The 22,019-nt window shown below is 55.5% G+C and carries 18 protein-coding genes; 4 read left to right on the forward strand and 14 right to left on the reverse strand.

The annotated features are described in order from the left end of the window. Positions 1-62: 62 nt before the first annotated feature. The 4 genes from CHB79_RS04915 to CHB79_RS04930 form a co-directional block, all read right to left on the reverse strand. Positions 63-857, reverse strand: coding sequence for an ABC transporter ATP-binding protein (locus tag CHB79_RS04915; RefSeq protein ID WP_010483823.1), 795 nt, complete (start codon positions 855-857; stop codon positions 63-65). 16 nt (positions 858-873) lie between these two features. Next, the gene (locus tag CHB79_RS04920) at positions 874-1,863 is read right to left on the reverse strand and encodes an ABC transporter permease (protein ID WP_010483825.1); all 990 of its coding nucleotides are present in this window, start codon (positions 1,861-1,863) and stop codon (positions 874-876) included. Between the two features lie 103 nt (positions 1,864-1,966). Further along, positions 1,967-3,355 carry a CmpA/NrtA family ABC transporter substrate-binding protein gene (locus CHB79_RS04925; protein ID WP_089359055.1) on the reverse strand — a complete coding sequence of 463 codons (1,389 nt, stop codon included), beginning with the start codon at positions 3,353-3,355 and terminating at the stop codon, positions 1,967-1,969. 381 nt (positions 3,356-3,736) lie between these two features. Beyond that, positions 3,737-4,051 (reverse strand): transcriptional regulator, encoded by a 315-nt coding sequence (locus tag CHB79_RS04930; protein ID WP_010483831.1) that lies wholly within the window; start codon positions 4,049-4,051, stop codon positions 3,737-3,739. A gap of 186 nt (positions 4,052-4,237) precedes the next feature. On the opposite strand from CHB79_RS04930, the gene CHB79_RS04935 reads away from it, so the two are divergent. After that, on the forward strand, positions 4,238-4,630 hold the full coding sequence (locus tag CHB79_RS04935; RefSeq protein ID WP_089359056.1) for a hypothetical protein: 393 nt from the start codon (positions 4,238-4,240) through the stop codon (positions 4,628-4,630). 45 nt (positions 4,631-4,675) lie between these two features. Here the strand turns inward: CHB79_RS04935 and alaC are convergent, their stop codons facing one another. The 5 genes from alaC to acnB all read right to left on the reverse strand — a co-directional run bounded on the left by alaC (position 4,676) and on the right by acnB (position 12,152). Next, positions 4,676-5,902: an alanine transaminase gene (gene alaC / locus CHB79_RS04940; RefSeq protein ID WP_089359057.1), complete on the reverse strand. Its 1,227-nt coding sequence runs from the start codon at positions 5,900-5,902 to the stop codon at positions 4,676-4,678. A gap of 111 nt (positions 5,903-6,013) precedes the next feature. Next, positions 6,014-7,378 (reverse strand): pyridoxal phosphate-dependent decarboxylase family protein, encoded by a 1,365-nt coding sequence (locus CHB79_RS04945; RefSeq protein ID WP_089359058.1) that lies wholly within the window; start codon positions 7,376-7,378, stop codon positions 6,014-6,016. A 152-nt stretch (positions 7,379-7,530) separates the two neighbouring features. Further along, positions 7,531-8,109, reverse strand: coding sequence for an ANTAR domain-containing response regulator (locus CHB79_RS04950; protein WP_089359059.1), 579 nt, complete (start codon positions 8,107-8,109; stop codon positions 7,531-7,533). An 18-nt stretch (positions 8,110-8,127) separates the two neighbouring features. Next, positions 8,128-9,336, reverse strand: coding sequence for a CmpA/NrtA family ABC transporter substrate-binding protein (locus CHB79_RS04955; protein WP_010483840.1), 1,209 nt, complete (start codon positions 9,334-9,336; stop codon positions 8,128-8,130). 215 nt (positions 9,337-9,551) lie between these two features. Then, positions 9,552-12,152 (reverse strand): bifunctional aconitate hydratase 2/2-methylisocitrate dehydratase, encoded by a 2,601-nt coding sequence (gene acnB / locus CHB79_RS04960; protein WP_089359060.1) that lies wholly within the window; start codon positions 12,150-12,152, stop codon positions 9,552-9,554. Positions 12,153-12,699: 547 nt separating this feature from the next. Here acnB and CHB79_RS04965 point away from each other — a divergent pair. Next, complete coding sequence (locus tag CHB79_RS04965; protein WP_010483843.1) at positions 12,700-13,182, forward strand: DUF1289 domain-containing protein; 483 nt, start codon at positions 12,700-12,702, stop codon at positions 13,180-13,182. Positions 13,183-13,249: 67 nt separating this feature from the next. On the opposite strand, the gene CHB79_RS04970 is transcribed toward CHB79_RS04965, so the two are convergent. The 4 genes from CHB79_RS04970 to CHB79_RS22290 all read right to left on the reverse strand — a co-directional run bounded on the left by CHB79_RS04970 (position 13,250) and on the right by CHB79_RS22290 (position 16,669). Beyond that, complete coding sequence (locus tag CHB79_RS04970) at positions 13,250-13,747, reverse strand: DUF934 domain-containing protein (protein WP_010483845.1); 498 nt, start codon at positions 13,745-13,747, stop codon at positions 13,250-13,252. Further along, positions 13,731-15,389, reverse strand: a complete 1,659-nt coding sequence (locus CHB79_RS04975) for a nitrite/sulfite reductase (protein ID WP_010483847.1) — start codon at positions 15,387-15,389, stop codon at positions 13,731-13,733. Before CHB79_RS04975 ends, CHB79_RS04970 begins: the two co-directional genes overlap by 17 nt. Positions 15,390-15,904: 515 nt before the next feature. Next, positions 15,905-16,123 carry a DUF2970 domain-containing protein gene (locus tag CHB79_RS04980; RefSeq protein ID WP_010483851.1) on the reverse strand — a complete coding sequence of 73 codons (219 nt, stop codon included), beginning with the start codon at positions 16,121-16,123 and terminating at the stop codon, positions 15,905-15,907. Positions 16,124-16,204: 81 nt separating this feature from the next. Next, positions 16,205-16,669 (reverse strand): OsmC family protein, encoded by a 465-nt coding sequence (locus tag CHB79_RS22290; protein ID WP_010483853.1) that lies wholly within the window; start codon positions 16,667-16,669, stop codon positions 16,205-16,207. A gap of 173 nt (positions 16,670-16,842) precedes the next feature. On the opposite strand from CHB79_RS22290, the gene CHB79_RS04990 reads away from it, so the two are divergent. After that, positions 16,843-20,022, forward strand: coding sequence for a DUF1631 family protein (locus CHB79_RS04990; protein WP_089359061.1), 3,180 nt, complete (start codon positions 16,843-16,845; stop codon positions 20,020-20,022). Positions 20,023-20,162: 140 nt separating this feature from the next. Then, positions 20,163-21,092 carry a ZIP family metal transporter gene (locus CHB79_RS04995; protein WP_089359062.1) on the forward strand — a complete coding sequence of 310 codons (930 nt, stop codon included), beginning with the start codon at positions 20,163-20,165 and terminating at the stop codon, positions 21,090-21,092. Positions 21,093-21,118: 26 nt separating this feature from the next. Here the strand turns inward: CHB79_RS04995 and CHB79_RS05000 are convergent, their stop codons facing one another. Further along, positions 21,119-21,700, reverse strand: a complete 582-nt coding sequence (locus CHB79_RS05000; protein ID WP_245851339.1) for a GNAT family N-acetyltransferase — start codon at positions 21,698-21,700, stop codon at positions 21,119-21,121. Between the last annotated feature and the right edge of the window lie 319 nt (positions 21,701-22,019).

A 22,019-nucleotide genomic window follows, 5' to 3' on the forward strand; every position in this document is an offset into this window, starting at 1 on the left:
CGGGCTGCCAACCTCTATTCCAGACGGCTTATGGCCATTTCTTGATACTAGCCAAGCTGGTTTCAGGCTGCTGGGCGATGTTGCTTCTGGTAAAGGAATTCAAGCACCGCTGCGCGATATTCGTGATAGCGCGAATCGTGAGCCAAGGCCATGCGCTCCCGGGGCCTGGGCAGTTCGACCTGAAGAATCTCGCCGACTGTTGCCGAAGGCCCATTGCTCATCATGATGATTCTGTCCGACAGCAACACCGCTTCGTCAACGTCATGGGTAATCATGATCACCGTGTTACCGAGATCGGCGTGAATCTCCATCAGAGAATCCTGCAGGTGCGCGCGGGTGAGTGCATCAAGGGCGCCAAAGGGCTCGTCCATCAACAATACTTTGGGTTGCATCGCCAGCGCCCGGGCAATACCTATGCGCTGCTTCATACCGCCGGATATCTCGCTGGGGCGCTTGTGACGTGCGTGACTCATGTGCACCAAGTCGAGGTTGTGCTCAATCCATTCACGCATCTCGGTTTTGCTTTTGCTGTTTTTGAATACCTGGCGCACGGCCAGTTCGATATTTTGGTAGCAGCTCAACCAAGGCAGTAAGCTATGGTTTTGAAACACCACGGCGCGCTCCGGCCCAGGTGCATTCACTTCTCGATTGTCGAGAATCACCCCGCCCGTGGTGGCCTGATAAAGGCCGGCGACAATATTCAATACGGTTGACTTGCCACAACCTGAGTGGCCGATCAGCGAAACGAATTCCCCCTTGGCTATCTTCAAGTTAACGTCTTTAAGTGCGCAAAACAGGCCTTTATCCGTCGGAAAACTAATGCCTACGCCTGTCAGTTCAAGATGTGCAGTGCTCATAGAATATCCTCTGTGTTTAACGCAGGTCGGCGCTCTTATCCCAGCTCACATATTTTTGCAGGGCCAGCATCAGGCGATCGAGGGCAAAGCCGATCAGGCCGATCACAATCACGGCTACCATGATCCGTCCAAGCGAGTTGGAACTGCCGTTTTGGAACTCATCCCAGATGAATTTGCCCAGCCCGGGGTTTTGCGCAAGCATTTCGGCTGCAATCAACACCATCCAGCCAGTTGCCAGTGACAAGCGCAGGCCAGTGAAAATCATGGGAATGGCGGCTGGCAGCACGATGCGTCGTATATGGTTGAGAGGGGACAGGCTCAGCACGCGGCTTACGTTCTGCAGGTCCTTATCCAGGTTTGCCACGCCAACAATGGTGTTGATTACCGTTGGCCAGAGGCAGCACAAGGCCACCGTCACTGCCGAGGTAATAAATGACTTGGCAAACAGCGGATCGGTGCTGGTGTAGACCGCGCTGACAACCATGGTCACCAGTGGCAGCCAGGCCAGTGGTGATATGGGTTTGAATATCTGTATCAGTGGGTTGATGGCGTTGTACAGCGGCTTGCTCAGGCCACAGACAATGCCCAGTGGAATGGCTATCAGCGAAGCAATCACAAAGCCGGTCATTACCGTATACAGGCTGGTGACTATCTGCTTGAAGAAGGTCGGTTTGCCGGTGTAGGGACGGATCTTTACCTTGGCCTCTGGGTTTTTACTGAGCTGGGCCTGGTTACGTAGTTGCTGGCGCTCATAGAACGCCGTTTCACGCTTGGCTTCGCGCTGGTGCTCGTCGACCAGGTTGCTGAACTGGCTGGCAACTTGTGCGGGCCCGGGAAAGGTTCCCAGGCTGGTATTGATGCTGCCGGCAATCATTTGCCAGAACATCAGAAAGGCAGCCAGGCCAATGATTGGCATCAGCAGGTTTGGCAGCCAGCGTTTGAACGCTGCGGTTCTTGCGCTTTTGACTGTCTGGGTGATTTGCTCGGAGATGGCAGGGTTACTCATCGTCCAATCCTCGGCTTATACGGCCTCAGCCAGGCTGAAGGCGGGTTGTCTGGTGGCACTGGACCGCAGGGGCGGTTGCAGTGCTCTAATTGTCACAAGCGCCTTAGAGCACTGAGTCTTGCTTCAAGCCAATTTTCATTTGCTCGATGTAGGCGTTGGGCTTGCGCCCGTCATAGGTCAGGCCGTCGATGAATTCATGGGTCGGCGCGCGAAAGCCGCTTTCATCTGCTGCAGGAAAGTCGCTGGCCTTGGCCTTGCCTTCGGCAATCAACTCCTCGGCAGCCTGGCGATATACGGCGGGTTGGTAGACTTGCTTGGCGATATCGAAATACCAGCTGTCTGGCTTGGTCTCGGTGATTTGGCCCCAGCGGCGCATCTGCGTGAGGTACCAGATTGCGTCGGAATAAAACGGGTAGGTGGCGTTGTAGCGAAAGAACACGTTGAAGTCCGGAACGCTGCGTTTGTCACCTTTTTCGTACTCGAATGTTCCAGTCATGGAATTGGCGATGACCTTGGCATCCGCCCCCACGTATTCAGGGCGCGACAGGATTTCCACGGCCTCCTGGCGGTTGGCATTGTTGCCCTCATCCAGCCACATGGCGGCGCGGATCAGGGCCTTGACCAGGCGCTTGTGGGTTTTAGGGTTGGCGTCGGCCCACTTTTTAGAGACCCCGAGGACTTTCTCCGGGTTGTTCTTCCATATTTCATAGTCGGTGATCACCGGTACGCCAATGCCTTTGAACACAGCCTGCTGGTTCCAGGGCTCGCCCACGCTGTAGCCGCTTATGGTGCCAGCCTCCATGGTCGAAGGCATTTGCGGTGGCGGGGTAACCGAGAGCAGGGCATCGGCATTCAATGTGCCGGAAATATCGCCCTTGGCTGGGGCGTAGTAACCCGGGTTTATACCTCCAGCCGCGAGCCAGTAACGCAGCTCGTAGTTGTGGGTGGACACGGGAAAGACCATGCCCATGTTGAACGGCTTGCCTTCGGCCTTATAGCGCTCGATAACCGGTTTTAGCGCAGCAGCGCTTATGGGGTGAACCGGTTTGCCATCCTGCATGGGGATGTGCTCTTTCATTTCAGCCCAGACCTCATTGGAAACAGTGATGCCGTTGCCATTGAGGTCCATGGAAAACGCAGTGACAATCTGCGCCTTTGTGCCAAAGCCGATTGTTGCGCCAAGTGGCTGGCCAGCCAGCATATGTGCACCGTCGAGCTCGCCAGTGATCACCCGGTCGAGCAACACTTTCCAGTTTGCCTGGGCCTCAAGGGTGACATACAGGCCTTCGTCCTCGAAGTAGCCTTTCTCATAGGCAATTGCCAGGGGCGCCATGTCGGTGAGCTTGATAAAGCCCAGTTTGAGCTCTGCTTTCTCAGGTTCGGCGGCACTGGCAAAAGGTGCAGCGACTGAGCCGAATACAAGAAACGCGGCGCAACTGACACTGGCCAGGGTCTTCTTCAATAATGAGCACGGTAGTGTGGAATGGCGCATTGAAATTCCTCAGCTATCAGAAACGAAAAAAGACGTCTAAACCTGCACGCGAGAACAATGCGTGCAGCCTTGACGTCTTTGTCTATTTCGTCTCGATCACCGCCGTTGGCGACCCGAAGACGGATGTAGCGAGGTTATTGCAAAGCCCTTGCCAGGCAACGACTCAGATGCTGTATGAAGATTTTTGTATAAGATAAAAAATCATCAAAAACAATAAATTACCTATGTATTTTAAAGTTGAATAGAGATTTCGCTGGCGGCTGTATAAGCATCAAAAGCGCTCGGCTCTGAGCCAGGCTGGTGCGTGGTTCATTTGCGTGCCGCTTAACGTGCGCAATAACAGCGCAGCGATTGACCTGGCTTCTGAGTGCCGTACAGGACTTAGCTGGCTGGGCGTTTGCGAGGCTCCTCGACGAAGTCCTTGAGCCAGCGCAGGACTTCGACAGCTTCCCAGCGAGTGGGGTCGAACATCGCGTAGACCAAGCCCTGGTAGCCGACAACATCAAGCGGCCGGTGGTATCCCGCACGCTGGAAAAGCGCCTCTATTTCCGCAAAGCAGGTATTGAAGTGCAGCCTGTTGAAAGGGGTTTTACCTTCAGTGACTATCCCTTCGAGGTGAAGCTCGTCCACGGTGGCCCGTATTTTTTCCAGAGGCATTCGGTTAACTGCTTGTTTTAATTGCATTACGTCCAGCATCGTTGCGCTCCCAATCAAGCCTGTGCGGTATCTGTCAGATGGCGTAAATGAGTTTAGTACAAAAATACTGTACAAATAAACAGTATTGGTTAATAGTCTTGTCATCGCGCTGCAAATTTCACTCATTGCGATGGCCTGAAGGCAACCAAGCCCCAGCCCATCGGATAGGCAAAGGGGTCGCAAACAATGCAACAGATACTGATGACAGTTTTGGTATTGGTGATGCTTACGGGATGCGCGCAACCATCGCTTGAGCAGCCCAAGGCGAATGGCACCTACCTGGTGATCGACAATAACGATGCGTGGGCCGTAGTCATTTCTGATGGCAAGCGGGTTGAGGAGCACGGATTGGTTGTGGATGCCATCGGTATGTCGACCCCAGGCGCAGTCGTGGCCAACAGCTACGTGATTGACACACCTAATTGCGGGCGCGTGCAGTGGATGGCGCAGCATGATGATGTGGTCGATGGTGCGACCAGTTTGATGGCGCTGAATTACAACCCGGCGCTGACTGAGTCCAAGTGCGTGATAGGGGAAGGCTTGAGCAGTATCTGGACAGTGCTCGATTATTCCAGCTAAGCCAAGTGCCCGGTAACCAATGACTACCGGGCAAGACCCTGGATGCTATTTGACGGGCTTGGTCGCCGCACCCGGCAGCAAGCCATCGGCTCTGAACATATGCTTGATGCCGCGCAAGGCCTGGCGAATGCGATCCTGGTTCTCGATCAAGGCAAAGCGCACATGATCATCACCGTAATCGCCAAAGCCGATGCCAGGAGAGACGCAGACCTTGGCTTGGGCCAGCAGTTTTTTGGCAAACTCCAGTGAGCCAAGCTCGGCATAGGCCTCGGGTATCCTGGCCCAGACGTACATTGAGGCCTTGGGGTTTTCGACCATCCAGCCGAGTTCGTGAAGGCCCTTTACCATCAGGTTGCGCCGCTGCCGGTATTGCTCGGCAATATCGCGTACGCACTGCTGGTCACCTTCCAGCGCTGCAATAGCGGCGACTTGTAGCGGGGTAAAGGTGCCGTAGTCGTGATAGCTCTTGATCCGCGCCAACGCGTTTACCAGTTCCTTGTTGCCGACCATGAAGCCAATTCGCCAGCCGGCCATGTTGTAGCTCTTGGACAGGGTAAAGAATTCCACCGCGACATCCTTGGCGCCGGGAACTTGCATGATCGATGGCGCTTTCCAGCCGTCATAGACGATATCGGCGTAGGCGAGGTCATGTACCACCAATACGTCATATTGTTTGGCCAGCGCCACAACCCGTTCAAAGAAGTCCAGTTCCACGCACTGCGCCGTCGGGTTCGAGGGGAACCCCAGGATCATCATCTTTGGCTTGGGAATGGACTCGCGAATGGCGCGCTCCAGTTCAGCAAAGAAATCGACGCCGGGCACCAGCGGTACAGAGCGTACCTGGGCGCCAGCAAGCACGGCACCATAAATATGGATCGGGTAGCTGGGGTTCGGGACCAAGACTGTATCGCCGTGATCGAGCGTTGCCAGCATCAGGTGGGCCAAGCCTTCTTTCGAGCCAATGGTGACTATGGCTTCGTCTTCAGGGTCGATATCAACCTGGTAGCGGTCGGCATACCAGCGTGAGATCGCTCGGCGCAGGCGCGGAATACCGCGTGAAGTCGAGTAGCCGTGGGTGTCTTCGCGCTGGGCAACAGTGCAGAGCTTTTCAACGATATGGGAAGGCGTGGGGCCGTCTGGATTGCCCATGCTGAAGTCAATAATGTCCTCGCCACGGCGGCGGGCTGCCATTTTCAGTTCAGCGGTGATATTGAAAACATAGGGGGGAAGACGATCGATGCGCGCAAAGCGGCGCTTAGCTTGCTCAGCCATGTAAACCTCAAAGTACGTAAGCGCCCGGAACCGTCCGAGCGACGCTGGCCACTGCGGTGGCCGGTGATGAAGATAAACGCAGTGAGCCAGGCTTGTCGAGTAATTACAGCTTCAGTCGGTGATTTCCTGCTTGAGTCTGATCAGCAGGTCAGCGAGCAGCTTGATATCCGCATCCGTGGTGCGCCAGGATGAAATGCTCAGGCGAAAGGCCGGGCGTCCTTGCCAGACTGTCGGTCCAAACCAGACTTGACCTGACGCCTGGGCGGCCAGACGTATTGCAGTGGTCTGTTGATCAGTGTCCGCCCGTACCAGAACCTGGTTAAGCACAACCCGGTTCAACACCTGATACCCGGCAGCGCGCAAGCATTCTGCAAGATGGCTGGCCTGACGAATGTGGTTGTCGATCATCTGGCGCAAGCCCTCGCGACCAAGCGAGGCGAGGGCTGCCCAGATGGGTATGCCGCGGGCTCGGCGCGAGAACTCCAGGGTCAGGTTTTTCTGTGCATCCTTTGATGCCGTGGCGTAGGCTGCATCGCTGTTCATGGCGGTGGCAAGTGCGTCCGCGTCGCGACAAATAGCCATGGCGCCATCGTATGGCGTGTTCAGCCATTTATGTCCATCGGTGGTCCAGCTATCCGCCAGCTCGACGCCTTCGACAAGCTCGGCAGAAGATGAAGCGCGAGCCCACAGGCCAAAGGCACCGTCAACGTGAACCCAGGCACCCGCTGCCTTGGCTTTGGGTATCAGGGTGCCGAAGGGGTCGAACTCGCCGGTATTGACTTCGCCCGCCTGCAGGCAAAGGATCGTCATATCATCCAGCGCAGGCAACTGCAGTGGATCAATCCGGCCATGCTCGTCGACAGGCGCAATGACCAGCCGATTCATGCCGAAGCCAAGCACGCGCAATGCCTTCTTAACAGTAATGTGTACGCTGGCCGAGACTACGACGCGTATCTCGGGGGCACCGATCAGGCCATCGCCATCAAAGTCCCAGTCCTTGCGTGCCAGCAGAGAGCGTCGGGCCGCTGACAGGCACGCCAGGGTACAGGCCGTTGCACTGGTGCCAAAGCCGACCGCGCTGTTCCTAGGCAGCCCCAGCGCATCCAGCACCCAGTGACCGGCAATACGCTCAATGCGGTCAATCGCGGGTGAGTTGTCGAACGAAGAGGCGCATTGATCCCAGGCTAGGACCAGCCGCTCGGCGGCAGCGGCGGCAGGTAGCGTGGCGCCGATAACAAAGCCGAAATAGCGTGAGCCATTGGAACTGACAGTGGCCGGGGATGCTATGTCATCAAGCAGACGCAGTACCTCCTTTGCAGCTATTCCTTGTTCGCGGAAGGGCTGGTCCAGTGCCTTGAGTCCGGCAATGGCTTGCTGAGCAGGGAATACTGGGCGCCGGGGCAGGCTGTCGAGATATTTCAGGGCGCGCCGGTCTGCGTCGGCAAGAAGCGCTGTCTCGTCATTATGCGGGGTCATGCTGCGCTCACTATTGGTGGCTGGATGAATGCTTGATCTTAGCCATTGGCCGGTTGCAGGCGCAGATACAACCGGCCATTGAGGCAGCTATACAGTTAGCTGGCCGCTACAGGTGTGAGCAGAACAGTGGGGTTGCAAGCGGTACAGTCCGCTTATTTTCCGAGCAAATCGTGCATGGCAATAATCTGTTCAGCCACTTGCGCGAGCTTTTGCTGACGGCTCATGGCTTGGCGACGCATCAGGGTGTAGGCGGCTTCTTCATCGCAGCTCTTCATTTTCATCAAGAGGCCCTTGGCCAGTTCGATCCGTTTGCGTTCAGCCAGTTGTGCGTCCCGTGCGTGCAATTGCGCGCGCAACGCTTGATCGCTCTCGAAGCGAGCCATGGCCACATCAAGTATGGGCTGCAGGCGTTGGGCATGAATCCCTTCGACTATGTAGGCACTGACACCGGATTGAATCGCCTGGCGCATGACGTTGGGGTTGTGTTCGTCAGTGAACATGACAATTGGCCGCGGTTGATCACGGGTGACCAATACCACTTGCTCCATGACGTCACGGCTGGGGGATTCACTGTCGATCAGGATTACATCCGGGCGCACAGCCTCAACCCGAGCGGGCAGGTCGATGGTCAGGCCGGACTCATCGATGACTTCAAATCCGGCCTCGGTCAGTGCCGCTTTGAGCCGGCCGACTTTTTTCGGTGTGTCGTTTATCAGCAGTATGCGCAGCATATCTTGGCCTCCTGCCAGTTATTGGGCGGTGACTGAGCTATCGCTCAAGGCGTGAAGGGCAAAACTTCGCGCATAGTCCACCGGGTTGCTGCCGTCCCAGCTTTTGCCATCGAGCAGGGTGCTGCTGCGCATCGCAGGTGGCACCGGGATATTCAATGCCTGCGCCGCCTGGCTGTAGATATCGATCTGCTGGATACGTTGCGCGACACCCAGGTAGTCGGGATCATCGCGCAGCAAGCCCCAGCGGCGGAATTGGGTCATAAACCAGATGCCGTCGGATAAATACGGCATGTTGACTGCGCCACCGGCGTGGAAGCGCAGTGGATGTGGGTCGGCCCAGGCATTGCCGAGACCGTCCTGGTAGTGGCCAAGAAATCGCGGTTCTATGGCAGACAAGGGCGCGTCAACATAGTCGGCGCTGCTGATCAGCTTGGCCGTGCTGCGTTTGTTTTCCGGGTTTTCGTCAATGAAACGGCTGGCTTCAAGGATGGCCATGGTCAAGGCCCGGGCGGTGTTGGGATAAAGCTCGACAAACTCGCGCGTCAGGCCCAATACCTTTTCCGGGTGGTCTGGCCAGATCGCTTGGCTGGTGGCCACGGTAAAACCTTGGCCTTGATCTACTGCCAGGGCTCCCCATGGCCCGCCTGCGCAGAAACCGTCGATACGTTGCGCGTTCAGGTGTGCAACCATTTGTGCGGGCGGCACCACTACGGTATTGACGTCAGTGAGCGGGTGTATGCCTTGGCTGGCCAGCCAATAATAAAGCCACATGGCGTGCGTGCCTGTGGGAAAGGTTTGAGCGAAGGTCAGCTTTGCACTGCTTTGATGCACGTATTGCTTGAGTGCATCGCCATTGGTCACGCCTTCGCACTTGAGTTGTTCCGAGAGGTTAATCGCCTGGCCGTTGTGATTAAGGCCCATCAGAATTGCCATCTCTGTGGGCTGGACGCCAATTCCCAAGTGGGTGCCGTAGATTTGGCCGTATAACGTTTGCGCGGCGTCGAGCTCTCGGCTCAACAGCTTGTCGCGCAGGGTGGCCCAGGATGATTGGCGCTGCAGGTTGAGGGTCAAGCCATAGGGTTGGGCGAAGCCCTGCGTGGCGGCGACAATCAATGACGCCGAGTCTGTCAGGGCCATAAAGCCCAGGTTGAGCGTGCTCTTTTCTGGAGCGTCGGAGCCGTTAACCCAATCCAGTACATCTGTGCGGTTAAGTGTTTGATCACCCATTTAGCATTCCCTTTGCAACACAAAAAAGCGCCGTTTCAGTCGCTGCGCAAAGCAGTTCCGAGACGACGCCATTGTCGATAAGCGAGTTCCGTAGCTGGAGCTGCTTGCAGTGTCCCTAGCAAAGCAATCCATGTGCCAGCGGACTTGAGCAACAGCTTGATCGCACGCAAAAAAAAGCCCCGCACTGGGCGGGGCTCTTTCGATGCAGCTAACGCTTAGGCTTGAACGACCGGGATGTTGGCGTTCGCAGCGGCTTCGCGGAACTCAGCGATCTGGTCGAAGCTCAGGTAGCGATAAACGTCGGCAGCCATGCTGTCGATGTCTTTCGCATACGCCATGTACTCTTCAACCGTCGGCAGTTTGCCGGTGATTGCAGCGACCGCAGCCAGTTCGGCAGAGGCCAGGTACACGTTGGCGCCATCACCCAGGCGGTTCGGGAAGTTACGCGTCGAAGTGGAAACCACGGTGGAGTTGGCCTCTACACGTGCCTGGTTACCCATGCACAGCGAGCAGCCCGGCATTTCCATACGTGCGCCAGCCTTGCCGAAGATGCCGTAGTAGCCTTCTTCAGTCAGCTGGTGAGCGTCCATCTTGGTCGGCGGCGACAGCCACAGACGAGTCGGAATGCCACCTTTGACTTTATCCAGCAGCTTGCCAGCAGCGCGGAAGTGACCAATGTTGGTCATGCACGAGCCGATGAACACTTCGTCGATCTTCTCGCCCTGAACAGTCGACAGCAGACGAGCATCGTCCGGGTCGTTTGGTGCGCACAGAACGGGTTCTTTCAGCTCTGACAGGTCGATTTCGATGATTTCAGCGTATTCGGCGTCAGCATCAGCGCTCATCAGTTCAGGGTTGGCCAGCCATGCTTCCATCGCTTGAGCGCGACGTTCCATGGTGCGTGCGTCGCCGTAGCCTTCGCTGATCATCCAGCGCAGAAGGGTGATGTTCGACTGCAGGTATTCGGCAATTGCCTTTTCCGGCATCTTGATGGTGCAACCAGCAGCGGAGCGCTCTGCGGAGGCGTCAGACAGTTCGAACGCTTGTTCAACGGTCAGTTCGTCGAGACCTTCGATCTCGAGGATGCGGCCGGAGAAGGCGTTGATCTTGCCTTTCTTCTCAACAGTCAGCAGGCCTTTCTGGATAGCGTAGTAAGGGATTGCATGGACCAGGTCACGCAGGGTGATACCAGGCTGCATTTTGCCCTTGAAACGAACCAGGATGGATTCCGGCATGTCCAGCGGCATAACGCCAGTGGCTGCTGCGAATGCGACCAGGCCCGAACCTGCCGGGAACGAAATGCCCATTGGGAAACGGGTGTGCGAGTCACCACCAGTGCCAACGGTATCCGGCAGCAGCATGCGGTTCAGCCAGCTGTGGATGATGCCGTCACCAGGACGCAGCGAGACGCCACCGCGAGTGCGGATGAAGTCAGGCAGGGTGTGGTGAGTGGTCACATCGATTGGCTTCGGATAAGCCGCAGTGTGGCAGAACGACTGCAACACCAGGTCGGCGGAGAAGCCCAGGCATGCCAGGTCTTTCAGTTCATCACGGGTCATTGGACCTGTGGTGTCTTGCGAGCCGACGGTGGTCATCTTGGGTTCGCAGTAAGTGCCTGGACGCACGCCTGCTACGCCGCAAGCCTTGCCAACCATCTTCTGCGCCAGGGTGAAGCCTTTGTTGCTGTCGGCTGGCTGCTCAGGTTTCTTGAACAGGTCAGCAGGTGGAAGACCCAACTCAGCACGTGCCTTGTCGGTCAAGCCACGACCCACGATCAACGGAATACGGCCGCCTGCACGAACTTCGTCGAGCAGCACAGGGGTTTTCAGTTCGAAGGTGGTGATAACTTCGTCAGTGCCGTGCTTGCACACTTTACCGGCGTACGGATAGACGTCGATCACGTCGCCCATGGCGATGTTGGAAACGTCGAACTCGATCGGCAGGGCGCCAGCATCTTCCATGGTGTTGTAGAAGATAGGCGCAATCTTGTTACCGAAGCAGAAACCGCCTGCGCGCTTGTTCGGCACGTAAGGGATGTCGTCGCCGAAGAACCACAATACCGAGTTGGTTGCGGATTTACGCGATGAACCGGTACCGACAACGTCGCCCACATAGGCAACTGGGAAGCCAGCAGCGCGGATCTCTTCGATCTGCTTCAGTGGGCCAGTCACGCCTTGTTGCTCAGGCACGATGCCGTCGCGAGCCATTTTCAACATGGCCAGGGCGTGCAGCGGGATGTCTGGACGTGACCAGGCGTCAGGCGCCGGAGACAGGTCGTCGGTGTTGGTTTCGCCGGTAACCTTGAACACGCTCAGGCTGTATTTCTCGGCGATCGGGGCGCGTTTGGTGAACCATTCGCCTTCTGCCCAGGACTGCAGCACAGCTTTAGCGTTGGCGTTGCCTGCCTTAGCTTTTTCAGCTACGTCGTGGAACGCGTCGAACATCAGCAAGGTGTGCTTCAGTTGTTCGGCGGCAACAGCACCCAAGGTCGCGTCTTCGAGCAGTTCAACCAGGGTGGCGATGTTGTAGCCGCCTTGCATGGTGCCCAGCAGTTCGACTGCACGCTTGTTGTCAATCAGGGGGGAGGTTGCTTCACCCTTGGCGACAGCGGAGAGGAAACCAGCCTTGACGTAGGCTGCTTCGTCCACCCCTGGTGGTACGCGATTGGTGATCAGGTCGACGAGGAATTCTTCTTCGCCAGCAGGCGGGTTTTTCAGCAGTTCAACAAGACCTGCAGTTTGTTCGGCGTTCAGCGGCTGGGGCACGATACCCTGAGCGGCACGCTCTGCTACGTGTTTGCGATAGGCTTCAAGCACAGTTATTACCCTCATCAGTGGTCCCAAATTCTGTCCGGGACGCATATCCAGAAAGCACCGAATCAAGCGCTGTAAAGGCTTTATGGGCCAATCAGCCGAGATTTCAGGGATTTCTTCCAGAAGCTGCTTTCAAAGTTTTACGCCGGCAGGACGAGATCGATGAGGGCTGGCACCAGTATTTGGGGTAACCAAATAGCGGTGCCAACATCGTACCTGCAGGATTAACTGTGCTCGTGACGCTTTGAAAACAGCTTCCAACGGACTTTGGTGCCTATAAAAGGCCCGACGATTCTACTGGAAAGCGCAAGTAAAGTTAAGCTAAAGCCTTGATTCTGCATGTTTGTACAAAAAACAATCAAAAGCCTCCTAAAAGCCTTCTCCAAGCCCATTTTGGGGTCTTGTGAGTCTGGATAATGGCCGTTTTGTCATCTTTTGCCTGAAACGGCTTTTTAGAAAAACATCTATTCACACAGTTTTTCATGGGTGAACTGACTTGGACAAAGGGCTAATATGCCCGCCTGTTAGTCATGTGAATCTTGTTTTTGTTATGTCCAGTCAGCCGATTAAAACGCCCTGTGTTGGCCTGTGCTCGACGGTCTATGGCGACCTTGTGTGCCGTGGCTGCAAGCGTTTTCATCATGAGGTGATTGCCTGGAATGGCTACGACGAGCAAGCCAAGCAAGCTGTATGGCAGCGTCTGGAGGTGCTGTTGGTACAGGTCATGGAGGCTAAGGTCGAAGTGTTTGATGCAATGCGATTACGGGATCAGCTGGTCCAGCGCCAGATTCGCTTTGTGCCCAATCAGTCGCCTTATTGCTGGGCTTATCAGTTGATCGCCCGGGGCGCGCGCGTGATCAACCAGCTCGAAGCATATGGCATGGCGTTGCTGCCCGAGTTTCGCAATTGGTCGTTGCCGGAGTTGCGCGACGCCATTGATCGTGAGTTCTTCATTCTTTCCGAGGCGCACTATGAGCGCTATATCGCCCCGGGCTTTCTCAGTGATGCATTGAGCGTCGAGCCAAAGCCTTAAATTGCGTCGTAAAAAAGCCCGATGCATCACTGCGTCGGGCTTTTTGTTTTACCGCGTTAAGCCGCGATCAAGCACGGCGGCGGAACAATGGCAAAGGCTGATCGCTCGATGCCTGATAAACCTCTGAATATTCAGTAAAGGCTTGCAGGGCATCTTGCGGGTCTTTGTCTTCACGCAGGGCGAAGGCATCAAAGCCGCAACGGCGCAGGGCGAACAGTTGATCACGCAGTACGTCACCGATGGCGCGAATTTCACCTTTGTAGCCATAACGCGTGCGCAGCATATAAGCCGTCGAGGAGTGGCGGCCATCGGTGAAGGCTGGGAAATTCAGGGCAATGACCTGGAAGTTATCCAGTTGGTCGGCAATCTCTTCGATCTCTTCACCGGCTTCGAGCCAAACACCCAGGCCGCCATCGCGGGCCTTGAGGGCATGGGCATGCTCGGACCACAGCTCCAACGGTACGATCAGGTCGTCACAGTTTGACAAGCCCTCGAGCGTCGCGTCTTTAGGCAGCAGATGCCAGGTTTCGTCGATGATCTGGCCGTTCTTAATTATTCGCTGCATATACGCGCTCCTTAAACGGGTCCACACCGACACGGCGGAAGGTGTCGAGGAAGCTTTCTTCATCGTCACGCTTTTCGACGTAGACATTGATGATTTTCTCGATCACGCCTGCCACATCATCTTGCGCAAATGCCGGGCCGAGAATCTTGGCCAGGCTGGCGTCACGGCCAGAGCTGCCGCCGAGTGAAACCTGGTAGAACTCTTCGCCTTTCTTGTCCACACCCAGGATGCCAATGTGGCCTACGTGGTGGTGTCCGCAGGCGTTCATGCAGCCTGAGATATTGAGGTCGATTTCACCAATATCGAACAGGTAGTCGAGGTCATCGAAACGACGCTGAATCGCTTCGGCGATCGGGATCGACTTGGCGTTGGCCAGCGAGCAGAAGTCGCCGCCCGGGCAGCAGATGATATCGGTCAGCAGGCCAACGTTTGGCGTGGCAAAACCCTTTTCGCGCAGCTCACCCCAGAGGGTGAAAAGCTGGGCTTGTTCTATGTCGGCCAGGATAATGTTCTGGTTATGGCTGTTGCGCACTTCGCCGAAACTGTAGCGATCAGCAAGGTCGGCAACGGCATCGAGCTGCTTGTCGGTCAGGTCGCCAGGCGCAACGGCTGTTGGCTTGAGCGACAGGGTGACCGCAACATAGCCCGGCTTTTTGTGGGCAAAGGTGTTGCGCTGGCGCCAGCGGGCAAAGCCAGGATGCTCGGCGTCAAGGGCGGCCAGTTCGGCGTCCTGGTCTTGCAGGGTCTTGTAGTCCGGGTCGACGAAATGTGCCGCGACACGCTGGACTTCTGCCTCGGTCAGGGTGGTTGGCCCGTCCTTGAGGTGTGCCCATTCGGCATTGACACGCTCGGCAAAGACTTCTGGGGTCAGTGCCTTGACCAGGATCTTGATGCGTGCCTTGTACTTGTTGTCACGACGGCCATAGCGGTTATAGACACGCAGGATGGCATCCAGGTAACTGATCAAGTGCTGCCAAGGCAGGAACTCATTGATGAAGCTGCCGACAATGGGCGTACGCCCCAGGCCGCCACCTACGGATACGCGAAAGCCCAGCTCACCGACTTCGTTGTTGACCGCTTCAAGACCAATATCATGTACTTCAATCGCTGCACGGTCGCTGACGGCGCCGTTGACGGCAATCTTGAACTTACGCGGCAGATGGGCGAATTCCGGATGGAATGTCGACCACTGACGGATGATCTCGCACCATGGGCGAGGATCGATGATTTCGTCCTTGGCAACACCGGCGAACTGGTCGGTGGTGGTGTTGCGAATGCAGTTGCCGCTGGTTTGGATGGCATGCATTTGCACGGTCGACAACTCAGCAAGGATCTCTGGGATGTCTTCCAGTTCACACCAGTTGAACTGCACGTTCTGGCGGGTGCTGATGTGCGCATAGCCTTTGTCGTAGTTGCGGGCGATGTCTGCCAGCTTGCGCACTTGCTTTGAAGAGAGCAGGCCATAGGGAACCGCAATACGCAGCATTGGCGCGTAGCGCTGGATATACAGACCGTTTTGCAGGCGCAGCGGGCGGAACTCAGCCTCGCTCAGTTCGCCAGCCAGGTAACGGCGTGTTTGATCACGGAACTGCTTGACGCGGTCCTCGATGATGGTTTGATCGTACTGGTCGTAAACGTACATGACGGGTCCTGTTATCAGGCTGCATAGCTTCTATTTATGTTTTGCCGCCGGCAATTAAGACGACAGTTGTTCGGTCAACCCATTTAGCGCAATGCATAAATAGCCATTTACAGCAAAACTGCGCGCACGGCCGCGCACTCCATACGGAGGCGATGGAAGATACCAGTTCAGGGTTATGCGCAAAAGTGATGTTTCAATATATGGAAAGAACTTAAAGCTCTAAGTGACGAGGCATGCATAACCACAGCTCTTGAGCAAGTCGCATACCTGGTCTTTACTCAAGGCGTACAGCCACAATCATAATAACTGCGAGGGGGTGCCTATGAATGATCAAACAGAGCCAGATCCGGCCGACAGTGCTATCGACGCCAAGGCTATTTTTGCCTTGATCGTTATTGCCGTGGCGACCGCCGTGTATTGGGTCAGCCATCAATAGGCCTGCCAAGGCGAGCACATGACAACAAGCCGCACTCCTGTGCGGCTTGTTTTATGCCCCGGCCTGTCTCGCTCGCAGCTCATACACCGGCAAAGTACAGCACCAGTTGCACTATGGCTGCGATCAACAAAACAAAGCCCGCCGTGAACAGCAGCCCCAGGATAATAAACTGGCTCGGCTTGCCGCGACTGAAGTCGCGACTCCGGTTCTTACCGCTCTGAACGCCAAATGCGGCGGCGAAAACGCTTTGCAGCATTTCCCAGATGGTCAGCGGCTTGTCATCTTGATTGTCACTCATAAGGGTTCCCTGTTCATGAGTGTGTGGCCTTCAGTTTAGCCGTTTATTGGCGCGTGCTGTCATGCTTGAGCAAATGGGCGTTCAAGCGAGCACAGGCTTGCAGTCCACGGCAGTGATCACGGAGTTGGCGATAAAGCATTGCTCATGGGCTTGGTGATGCAGTGTGCCAAGTTGCTCCGGGGTTGGATTGTTATCGGTAAATGTCACCCGTGGGTACAGGGTTACCTGTGTCATGGCCATTCGGCCCTGTGCGTCCTTGGCCATGACCCCGACCGGATTGTCTTCGTACTGATCAATAGCAAAGCCTTGTTTGGCGGCGATAGCTAAAAACCAAAGCATGTGGCAGCTCGATAACGAGGCGACAAATGCCTCTTCAGGGTCGACTGCAGCGGGATCGGAATAGGGCAATGGCACAACATGCGGGGAGGAGGATGCGGGCACCTGCGTGCCACCATCAAATTGCCAGCTATGGGCTCGACTGTAGCGATTATCCAAGAAGCTTTGAGAGCCTCTGGTCCACATAACTTTAGCTGTGTATTCCGCCATTTGAACGCCTCTATACGAACCATGAAGTAGGTGTTAAGTCATAGACTAGGGGAGCCGGCATAATGCTCCAAGATATTTATGCCTGTACATGCTCGTCAGCTAGAAAGGCAGCTCGGTGCTTAACGTAAAAGCAACGAGTGGTCTCGGCAGGGAAGCAATCTCATGCAGGAGGCATGTGTTTGACATCAAATACTTCATCGCTTGCGCTTACAAGTGTGCTCAGTTCCATTGTAAAGATTCGGCTGCCTCAAGCGCTCGATCAAGTGCTTGGGGCTCTGAGGGCGGCGCTCAAGGACAAATCCTCACAGGCGCTCTCCAATCAGGAGGCGCAAGCCTTTGAAGAGGCTTATAAGCTTTGCAAGTTTCAAGGTGCGCGGTCGATACGTGAATGCGTCAGCAGTATTCACAGTGCCCTGTTGCGAAAGCCCAGTTCTGCCCGACAGGCCCTGATGGGTGAGCAAGAGCTGGCGTTGCTTGAATTTTCGGACGTAGAAGACCAGTTGCTGGCCAATGCCCTTGCGAGTCATCTTCGTGAGACCTTGGCCGAGCAGGAGTTTAACCTCTGCGGCTGTTTCAGTCGGATGGTTGGACAGCATGTTGCTAATGCCGAGAATCCATTTTCCCTCGACTATTTAGTTCTTCACTGGCTCAAGGCATTGAGCCTGAGTGAGGGCGATGAAGCTGTTCGTCATGTGTTTTTTACGCAAATGTGTGCGGTTCTACCAGCGTCATTAGTTGCCTATTACACGGCGCTCGCCACAGCGTTTGATCGGCATCAGATAACGCCGCTTTTGCCTGAACCGATGCTCCCGGTCCAGCAAGGGCGCGATGCTGATTATCGGGTCGATAGCCTGGATAGCGGCAATGCTGAGTTCAAGCAGGCTGAGGAGGTGGCGGTCAGTCCCATCCAGCGTGATGTTCTTGAGCGCCTGTTGCTGTGCCCGCCGCCGGCGCAAGGCTGGACAGCCGATAGCCTGCTTAAGTATTTCGAGAGCAACGGTTTCTACCTCAATGAGCGTCAACGCGAAGACACCCATTTGGTCAGTGGGGTGTTTCAGTCATTGCAACATGAACAGGCCATGGCCGACTCGTTAAAGCCTGCATTGAACAAGCTTCTTTTGCCGGTGTTGGATGCAACGCTCCGAGAACCTGCCGCCATCTCGGATAAGCACCACCCTGTACGCGCTACGCTTGACCGCTTGCTGTCGCTGGCAGAGTTATCCGAGCCGTTGCTGGAGGCGCGCCTTGAGGTCCTGATCGACTACCTGGTGACTCACTACCAGGGCAATAGCCTTTCATTCTCCAGCATTGATGCTGAACTGGACGAGCTGCTTGAGGTTCAACAGCGCGCATACCGGCGCAGTGTCAAACGTGTGGCGGAGCTCTATCGCGGGCAAGAAGCCTTGCTTAATGCCAGGTGCAGCGTTTCTCTAGGGTTGACTGAGGTGCTTGGTGCTCGGCCGCCAAAGTTGTTGCTGCAATGGCTGCAAGCTGGCTGGCGTGACTTGTTGGTGTACAGGTTCATACGGGCCGATGTTGAGGATCAATGGCGTGCTGATCTGGAGCTGACCCGCTTGTTGGCAGAATATCTGCTGTCTTCAAGTACCCATAGAAACGAGTCAGAAAGACGTAAGCGCAGCCTGGAGGTTGATCATCTGCTCTCCAGCATGGGGCGCAAGCTCGACGAGTTTGGTATCGCCAATGCCAATTGCAAACTGATACTTGAAAGGATGCGCCAGCAGATGCTGGCTGGGCACGAGGTGGAGCTGGGCGAGCTGGATACGCCTGAAATACCCCGTTCACAAGTGCCCCCGCAATTACAGCGTTGGCAGGCGTCCCTTGAAAGCCTTGAGGAAGGCGACTGGCTGGAAAATGCGGATGGCCAGCCATTGCAGTTGGTATGGCGTAGCTCGCAAAAAGACCAATATGTGCTGGTTGATAAGAAAGGCGTCGAGGTGAGCCATTTGACAATCGCCGAGCTGAGCGAGCTCGTCTCTGAAGGACTGTTGTTGATTGCGCAAAATGACGGCGGTGATCAAGGGATTATCCAGCGCGCACTGCAAGGTATTGTGGGCCGGCTGTATCGTGAAATCAGCCATGCGCGAAGTCACGATGAGCTGACCGGCTTGCTCAATCGGCGAAGTTTTGAAGCCGTGGTGGCCAAAAGCTTGTCCAGTGAAGTCAGGGTGAGTTATTTGCTCGCGCAGATTGACCAGTTCAGTGTCTTGAATAGCCATCTGGGCTTGGTGGCTGGTGATGCGTGTCTCAAGCATGTAGCCCAGGCACTACAGCGCATGTTGCCCGAACAAGGCGTGCTTGCACGCCTGGATGGAGTCGAGTTTGCTGCAATGATCCCGCAATGTGATGAGGACAGCGCCTCGGTGCTGGCAGAGAAACTACGGGCAGGCATAGAAAACGAAGTGTTCGACTGGCAAGGGCACAGCCATACCGTAACCCTGAGTATTGGCATCGTCAGCAACGCCGAAAGCCATGATGTAGCCAGTGTGTTGAGCAACCTGTATGCGGCGAGCAATCACGCAAAGGAATCAGGTCGTAACCGGGTCCATCGCTATAGTGTTCCGGCTGATGATGAACGAGTGGGGTTGTTGGCGATCGCGGCACGGATTGATCAGATCATCAGGTGTGAAGAGCTCTCGCTAAGGGTTCAACAGATTGCTACGACTGACATCAATGCCCGTCAACTTCCTCACTACGAGTTGTTGCTGGTAATGGAAAACGACCTGCCACTCGAAGATTTTATAGCGGCTGCCGAACGCTATAACCGAATGGCCAAGGTTGATCGCTGGGTGCTTGAACAGGCATTTAGCCAGCTCGAAAAAGCTCCGGATCTGTGGCAGCGCTGTTCTTCGATCTCGATCAACTTATCAGGCAACAGTTTGAATGATGGCGGCTTGCTAGCTTTTGTCGAGGAGTTGTTTGAGCGCTACGAGGTCGCGCCGCAGCGCATTTGCTTTGAAATTACGGAAACCACGGCGGTTGCCAACCTGGCCAATGTTGCAGACCTGGTGCGTCGCTTGCAAAGGCTTGGCTGTTCGTTCGCGCTGGATGATTTTGGCGTTGGTTTCTCCTCGTTTGATTATCTCAAGCGCTTGCCAGTCGATATCGTAAAAATTGATGGCAGTTTTGTGCGTGAGATCGCTCATTCATCCAGCGATCTGGCGATGGTTCGTTCAATCAATGATCTGGCCCATACGTTGGGTCGCGTTACCGTGGCCGAATACGTTGAGAATCAACAAATCCGCGAGCTATTGATCGACATAGGCGTGGACTATGTCCAAGGCTATGGAGTGCAAATGCCAAGAAGCTTTGTTGGTTTACTGGCTGATGCATAGCCGTGTGCATTGTGGGCAGGTATTGCCTGTTGGCCCCAGCCCATGATGCTTTTCATCTATCGTGGTAATAAGCGCCTTACCCTTGTATAGGCAGTCCCGCGCATAGATAGTAAGCATTCAATTTCAGGGGGCTGACTGCTATGGATTCAACGCAAGCCGACTATGCGAACTTTCGGGCTGCCTGGCTTGCTCAAGCCCAGGCAAATCCTTGGGTAACGGCTGGTTTTTTTGGTGCGGTACTGGCGGTTGTATACCTGCTGATCAGTGCTGTGTTCAGTGCGGCCGATGCTGAGCATACCGAGCGTCTGCGCTATGCATTCTATGCCGGCGGAGCAGGCTTTGTGGCAACAGGGTTTGGCGCTGTATTGGCCGTTGCGCTTAAACAAATAAGCAACCGTACCCAGGACAGCATGCTTGGCTTTGCTGCCGGGATGATGCTTGCGGCCAGTTCATTTTCGCTCATTCTTCCTGGGCTGGACGCTGCAAAAGATATAACCGGCAGTAGCATTTTATCGGCTGCAACCGTGGTGCTTGGACTGGGGCTTGGCACGCTATTGATGCTCGGCCTGGACCACTTTACCCCGCACGAGCATGAAAGCACCGGGCCTTGCGGGCCCAACGCAGAGCGAATCAACAGGGTCTGGTTGTTCATATTTGCAATTACGTTGCATAACCTGCCAGAAGGCATGGCCATGGGTGTCGGTTTTGCTGGCGGCGATCTGAGTGTCGGTATTCCACTGGCCAGTGCCATTTCGATCCAGGACATACCCGAGGGCCTGGCCGTAGCCTTGGCGCTGCGTACCACTGGGCTGTCGACGCTTACTGCCGCGTTGGTCGCAATTGCAACCGGCTTGATGGAACCCATTGGTGCTTTGATTGGCGTGGGTATTTCCAGTGGCTATGCCTTGGCTTACCCGATCAGCCTGAGTTTGGCGGCAGGCGCCATGTTATTCGTTGTATCCCATGAAATTATTCCGGAAACCCACCGCAACGGTCATCAAACCAGTGCGACGCTGGGATTGATGGGCGGTTTTGCCTTGATGATGTTTCTTGATACTGCTCTGGGGTGATGCCGGGGTGAGTCGTTAATCAAGCGTCAGTCAATCAGGCATGCCATATGCAGCTTGCTGATATAACGGTCAGCCAGTGCTATTGCCATCGACTCCAGGCCGAATTGCTCAAAGCCACAACTGCGATACAGCGCAATGGCGGCGGGGTTGGTCTCGCTGACGGTGAGTTGCATCAGCTTGATGCCACCGCGCTTGCTTGCCAGCTGTTGCGCCTGTTCAATAAGGCTTCGGCCAAGGCCCTGCCCACGATGGTCCTGGGCAACGTACAAGCCAAATAATGTGGCTTTATGCCGTGTTTTCTCTTGGCTCTTGAAGGATACGCCGACCACTGCGCATAGCGCGCCTGTATCGTCATGCGCCCCAAGAACCACCGAGCCTGGCTGTTTGGTATCAGTCAGGCGAGCTTGCCACCATGCCAGGGATTTCTTTTCACGCTCGTGGCGGGTCGAGGAAAAGGCATCCGGATGGGCACTGTAGGCGGCCAGCATCAAGGATCTGTAGGCGTGGGCATCAGCGGGCTTTAGTACACGAATCAACATTTGGCAGTCTGTTAGCAGCAATGGTTTATCAAGCGGCGGGTGGGCGTTGGCATCTGTGATAGCGTCCATGATAACCACACAGGGCCAGCAAGGCGTGTGATCCGTCAATCCATCCGGCTGTTTCAGCTGCTTCAAGCCTTGGGTAAGCGCTATCCAGTTGCTCGTCGGTTAATTGGCTGTTGTCTGCCACGGCCTGAAGCTGACGCAGTAACGCACAACATCAGCAACGCTAGATAAACAGTATTCAGGGACAAACCACGGGCCTGGGCAGTTGCAATGGCCCTTTAGTTTAGCGGTTTGTTCCGGGTTCTGTAGCACAATCATGAGCGCAAAATGCACTGAATCCATCGATGCAGGCTGCGTACAGAGATTTTCAGAGAGTGGTTAG

It is taken from the genome of Pseudomonas segetis (genome assembly GCF_900188155.1).
Classification (GTDB): domain Bacteria; phylum Pseudomonadota; class Gammaproteobacteria; order Pseudomonadales; family Pseudomonadaceae; genus Aquipseudomonas; species Aquipseudomonas segetis.

Coding starts and splice junctions, on each gene's coding strand:
- CHB79_RS04915 (WP_010483823.1), bottom strand. CDS start 857: ATGAGCACTGCACATCTTGAACTGACAGGCGTAGGCATTAGTTTTCCG.
- CHB79_RS04920 (WP_010483825.1), bottom strand. CDS start 1,863: ATGAGTAACCCTGCCATCTCCGAGCAAATCACCCAGACAGTCAAAAGC.
- CHB79_RS04925 (WP_089359055.1), bottom strand. CDS start 3,355: ATGCGCCATTCCACACTACCGTGCTCATTATTGAAGAAGACCCTGGCC.
- CHB79_RS04930 (WP_010483831.1), bottom strand. CDS start 4,051: ATGCTGGACGTAATGCAATTAAAACAAGCAGTTAACCGAATGCCTCTG.
- CHB79_RS04935 (WP_089359056.1), top strand. CDS start 4,238: ATGCAACAGATACTGATGACAGTTTTGGTATTGGTGATGCTTACGGGA.
- alaC (WP_089359057.1), bottom strand. CDS start 5,902: ATGGCTGAGCAAGCTAAGCGCCGCTTTGCGCGCATCGATCGTCTTCCC.
- CHB79_RS04945 (WP_089359058.1), bottom strand. CDS start 7,378: ATGACCCCGCATAATGACGAGACAGCGCTTCTTGCCGACGCAGACCGG.
- CHB79_RS04950 (WP_089359059.1), bottom strand. CDS start 8,109: ATGCTGCGCATACTGCTGATAAACGACACACCGAAAAAAGTCGGCCGG.
- CHB79_RS04955 (WP_010483840.1), bottom strand. CDS start 9,336: ATGGGTGATCAAACACTTAACCGCACAGATGTACTGGATTGGGTTAAC.
- CHB79_RS04965 (WP_010483843.1), top strand. CDS start 12,700: ATGTCCAGTCAGCCGATTAAAACGCCCTGTGTTGGCCTGTGCTCGACG.
- CHB79_RS04970 (WP_010483845.1), bottom strand. CDS start 13,747: ATGCAGCGAATAATTAAGAACGGCCAGATCATCGACGAAACCTGGCAT.
- CHB79_RS04975 (WP_010483847.1), bottom strand. CDS start 15,389: ATGTACGTTTACGACCAGTACGATCAAACCATCATCGAGGACCGCGTC.
- CHB79_RS04980 (WP_010483851.1), bottom strand. CDS start 16,123: ATGAGTGACAATCAAGATGACAAGCCGCTGACCATCTGGGAAATGCTG.
- CHB79_RS22290 (WP_010483853.1), bottom strand. CDS start 16,669: ATGGCGGAATACACAGCTAAAGTTATGTGGACCAGAGGCTCTCAAAGC.
- CHB79_RS04990 (WP_089359061.1), top strand. CDS start 16,843: ATGTGTTTGACATCAAATACTTCATCGCTTGCGCTTACAAGTGTGCTC.
- CHB79_RS04995 (WP_089359062.1), top strand. CDS start 20,163: ATGGATTCAACGCAAGCCGACTATGCGAACTTTCGGGCTGCCTGGCTT.
- CHB79_RS05000 (WP_245851339.1), bottom strand. CDS start 21,700: ATGGACGCTATCACAGATGCCAACGCCCACCCGCCGCTTGATAAACCA.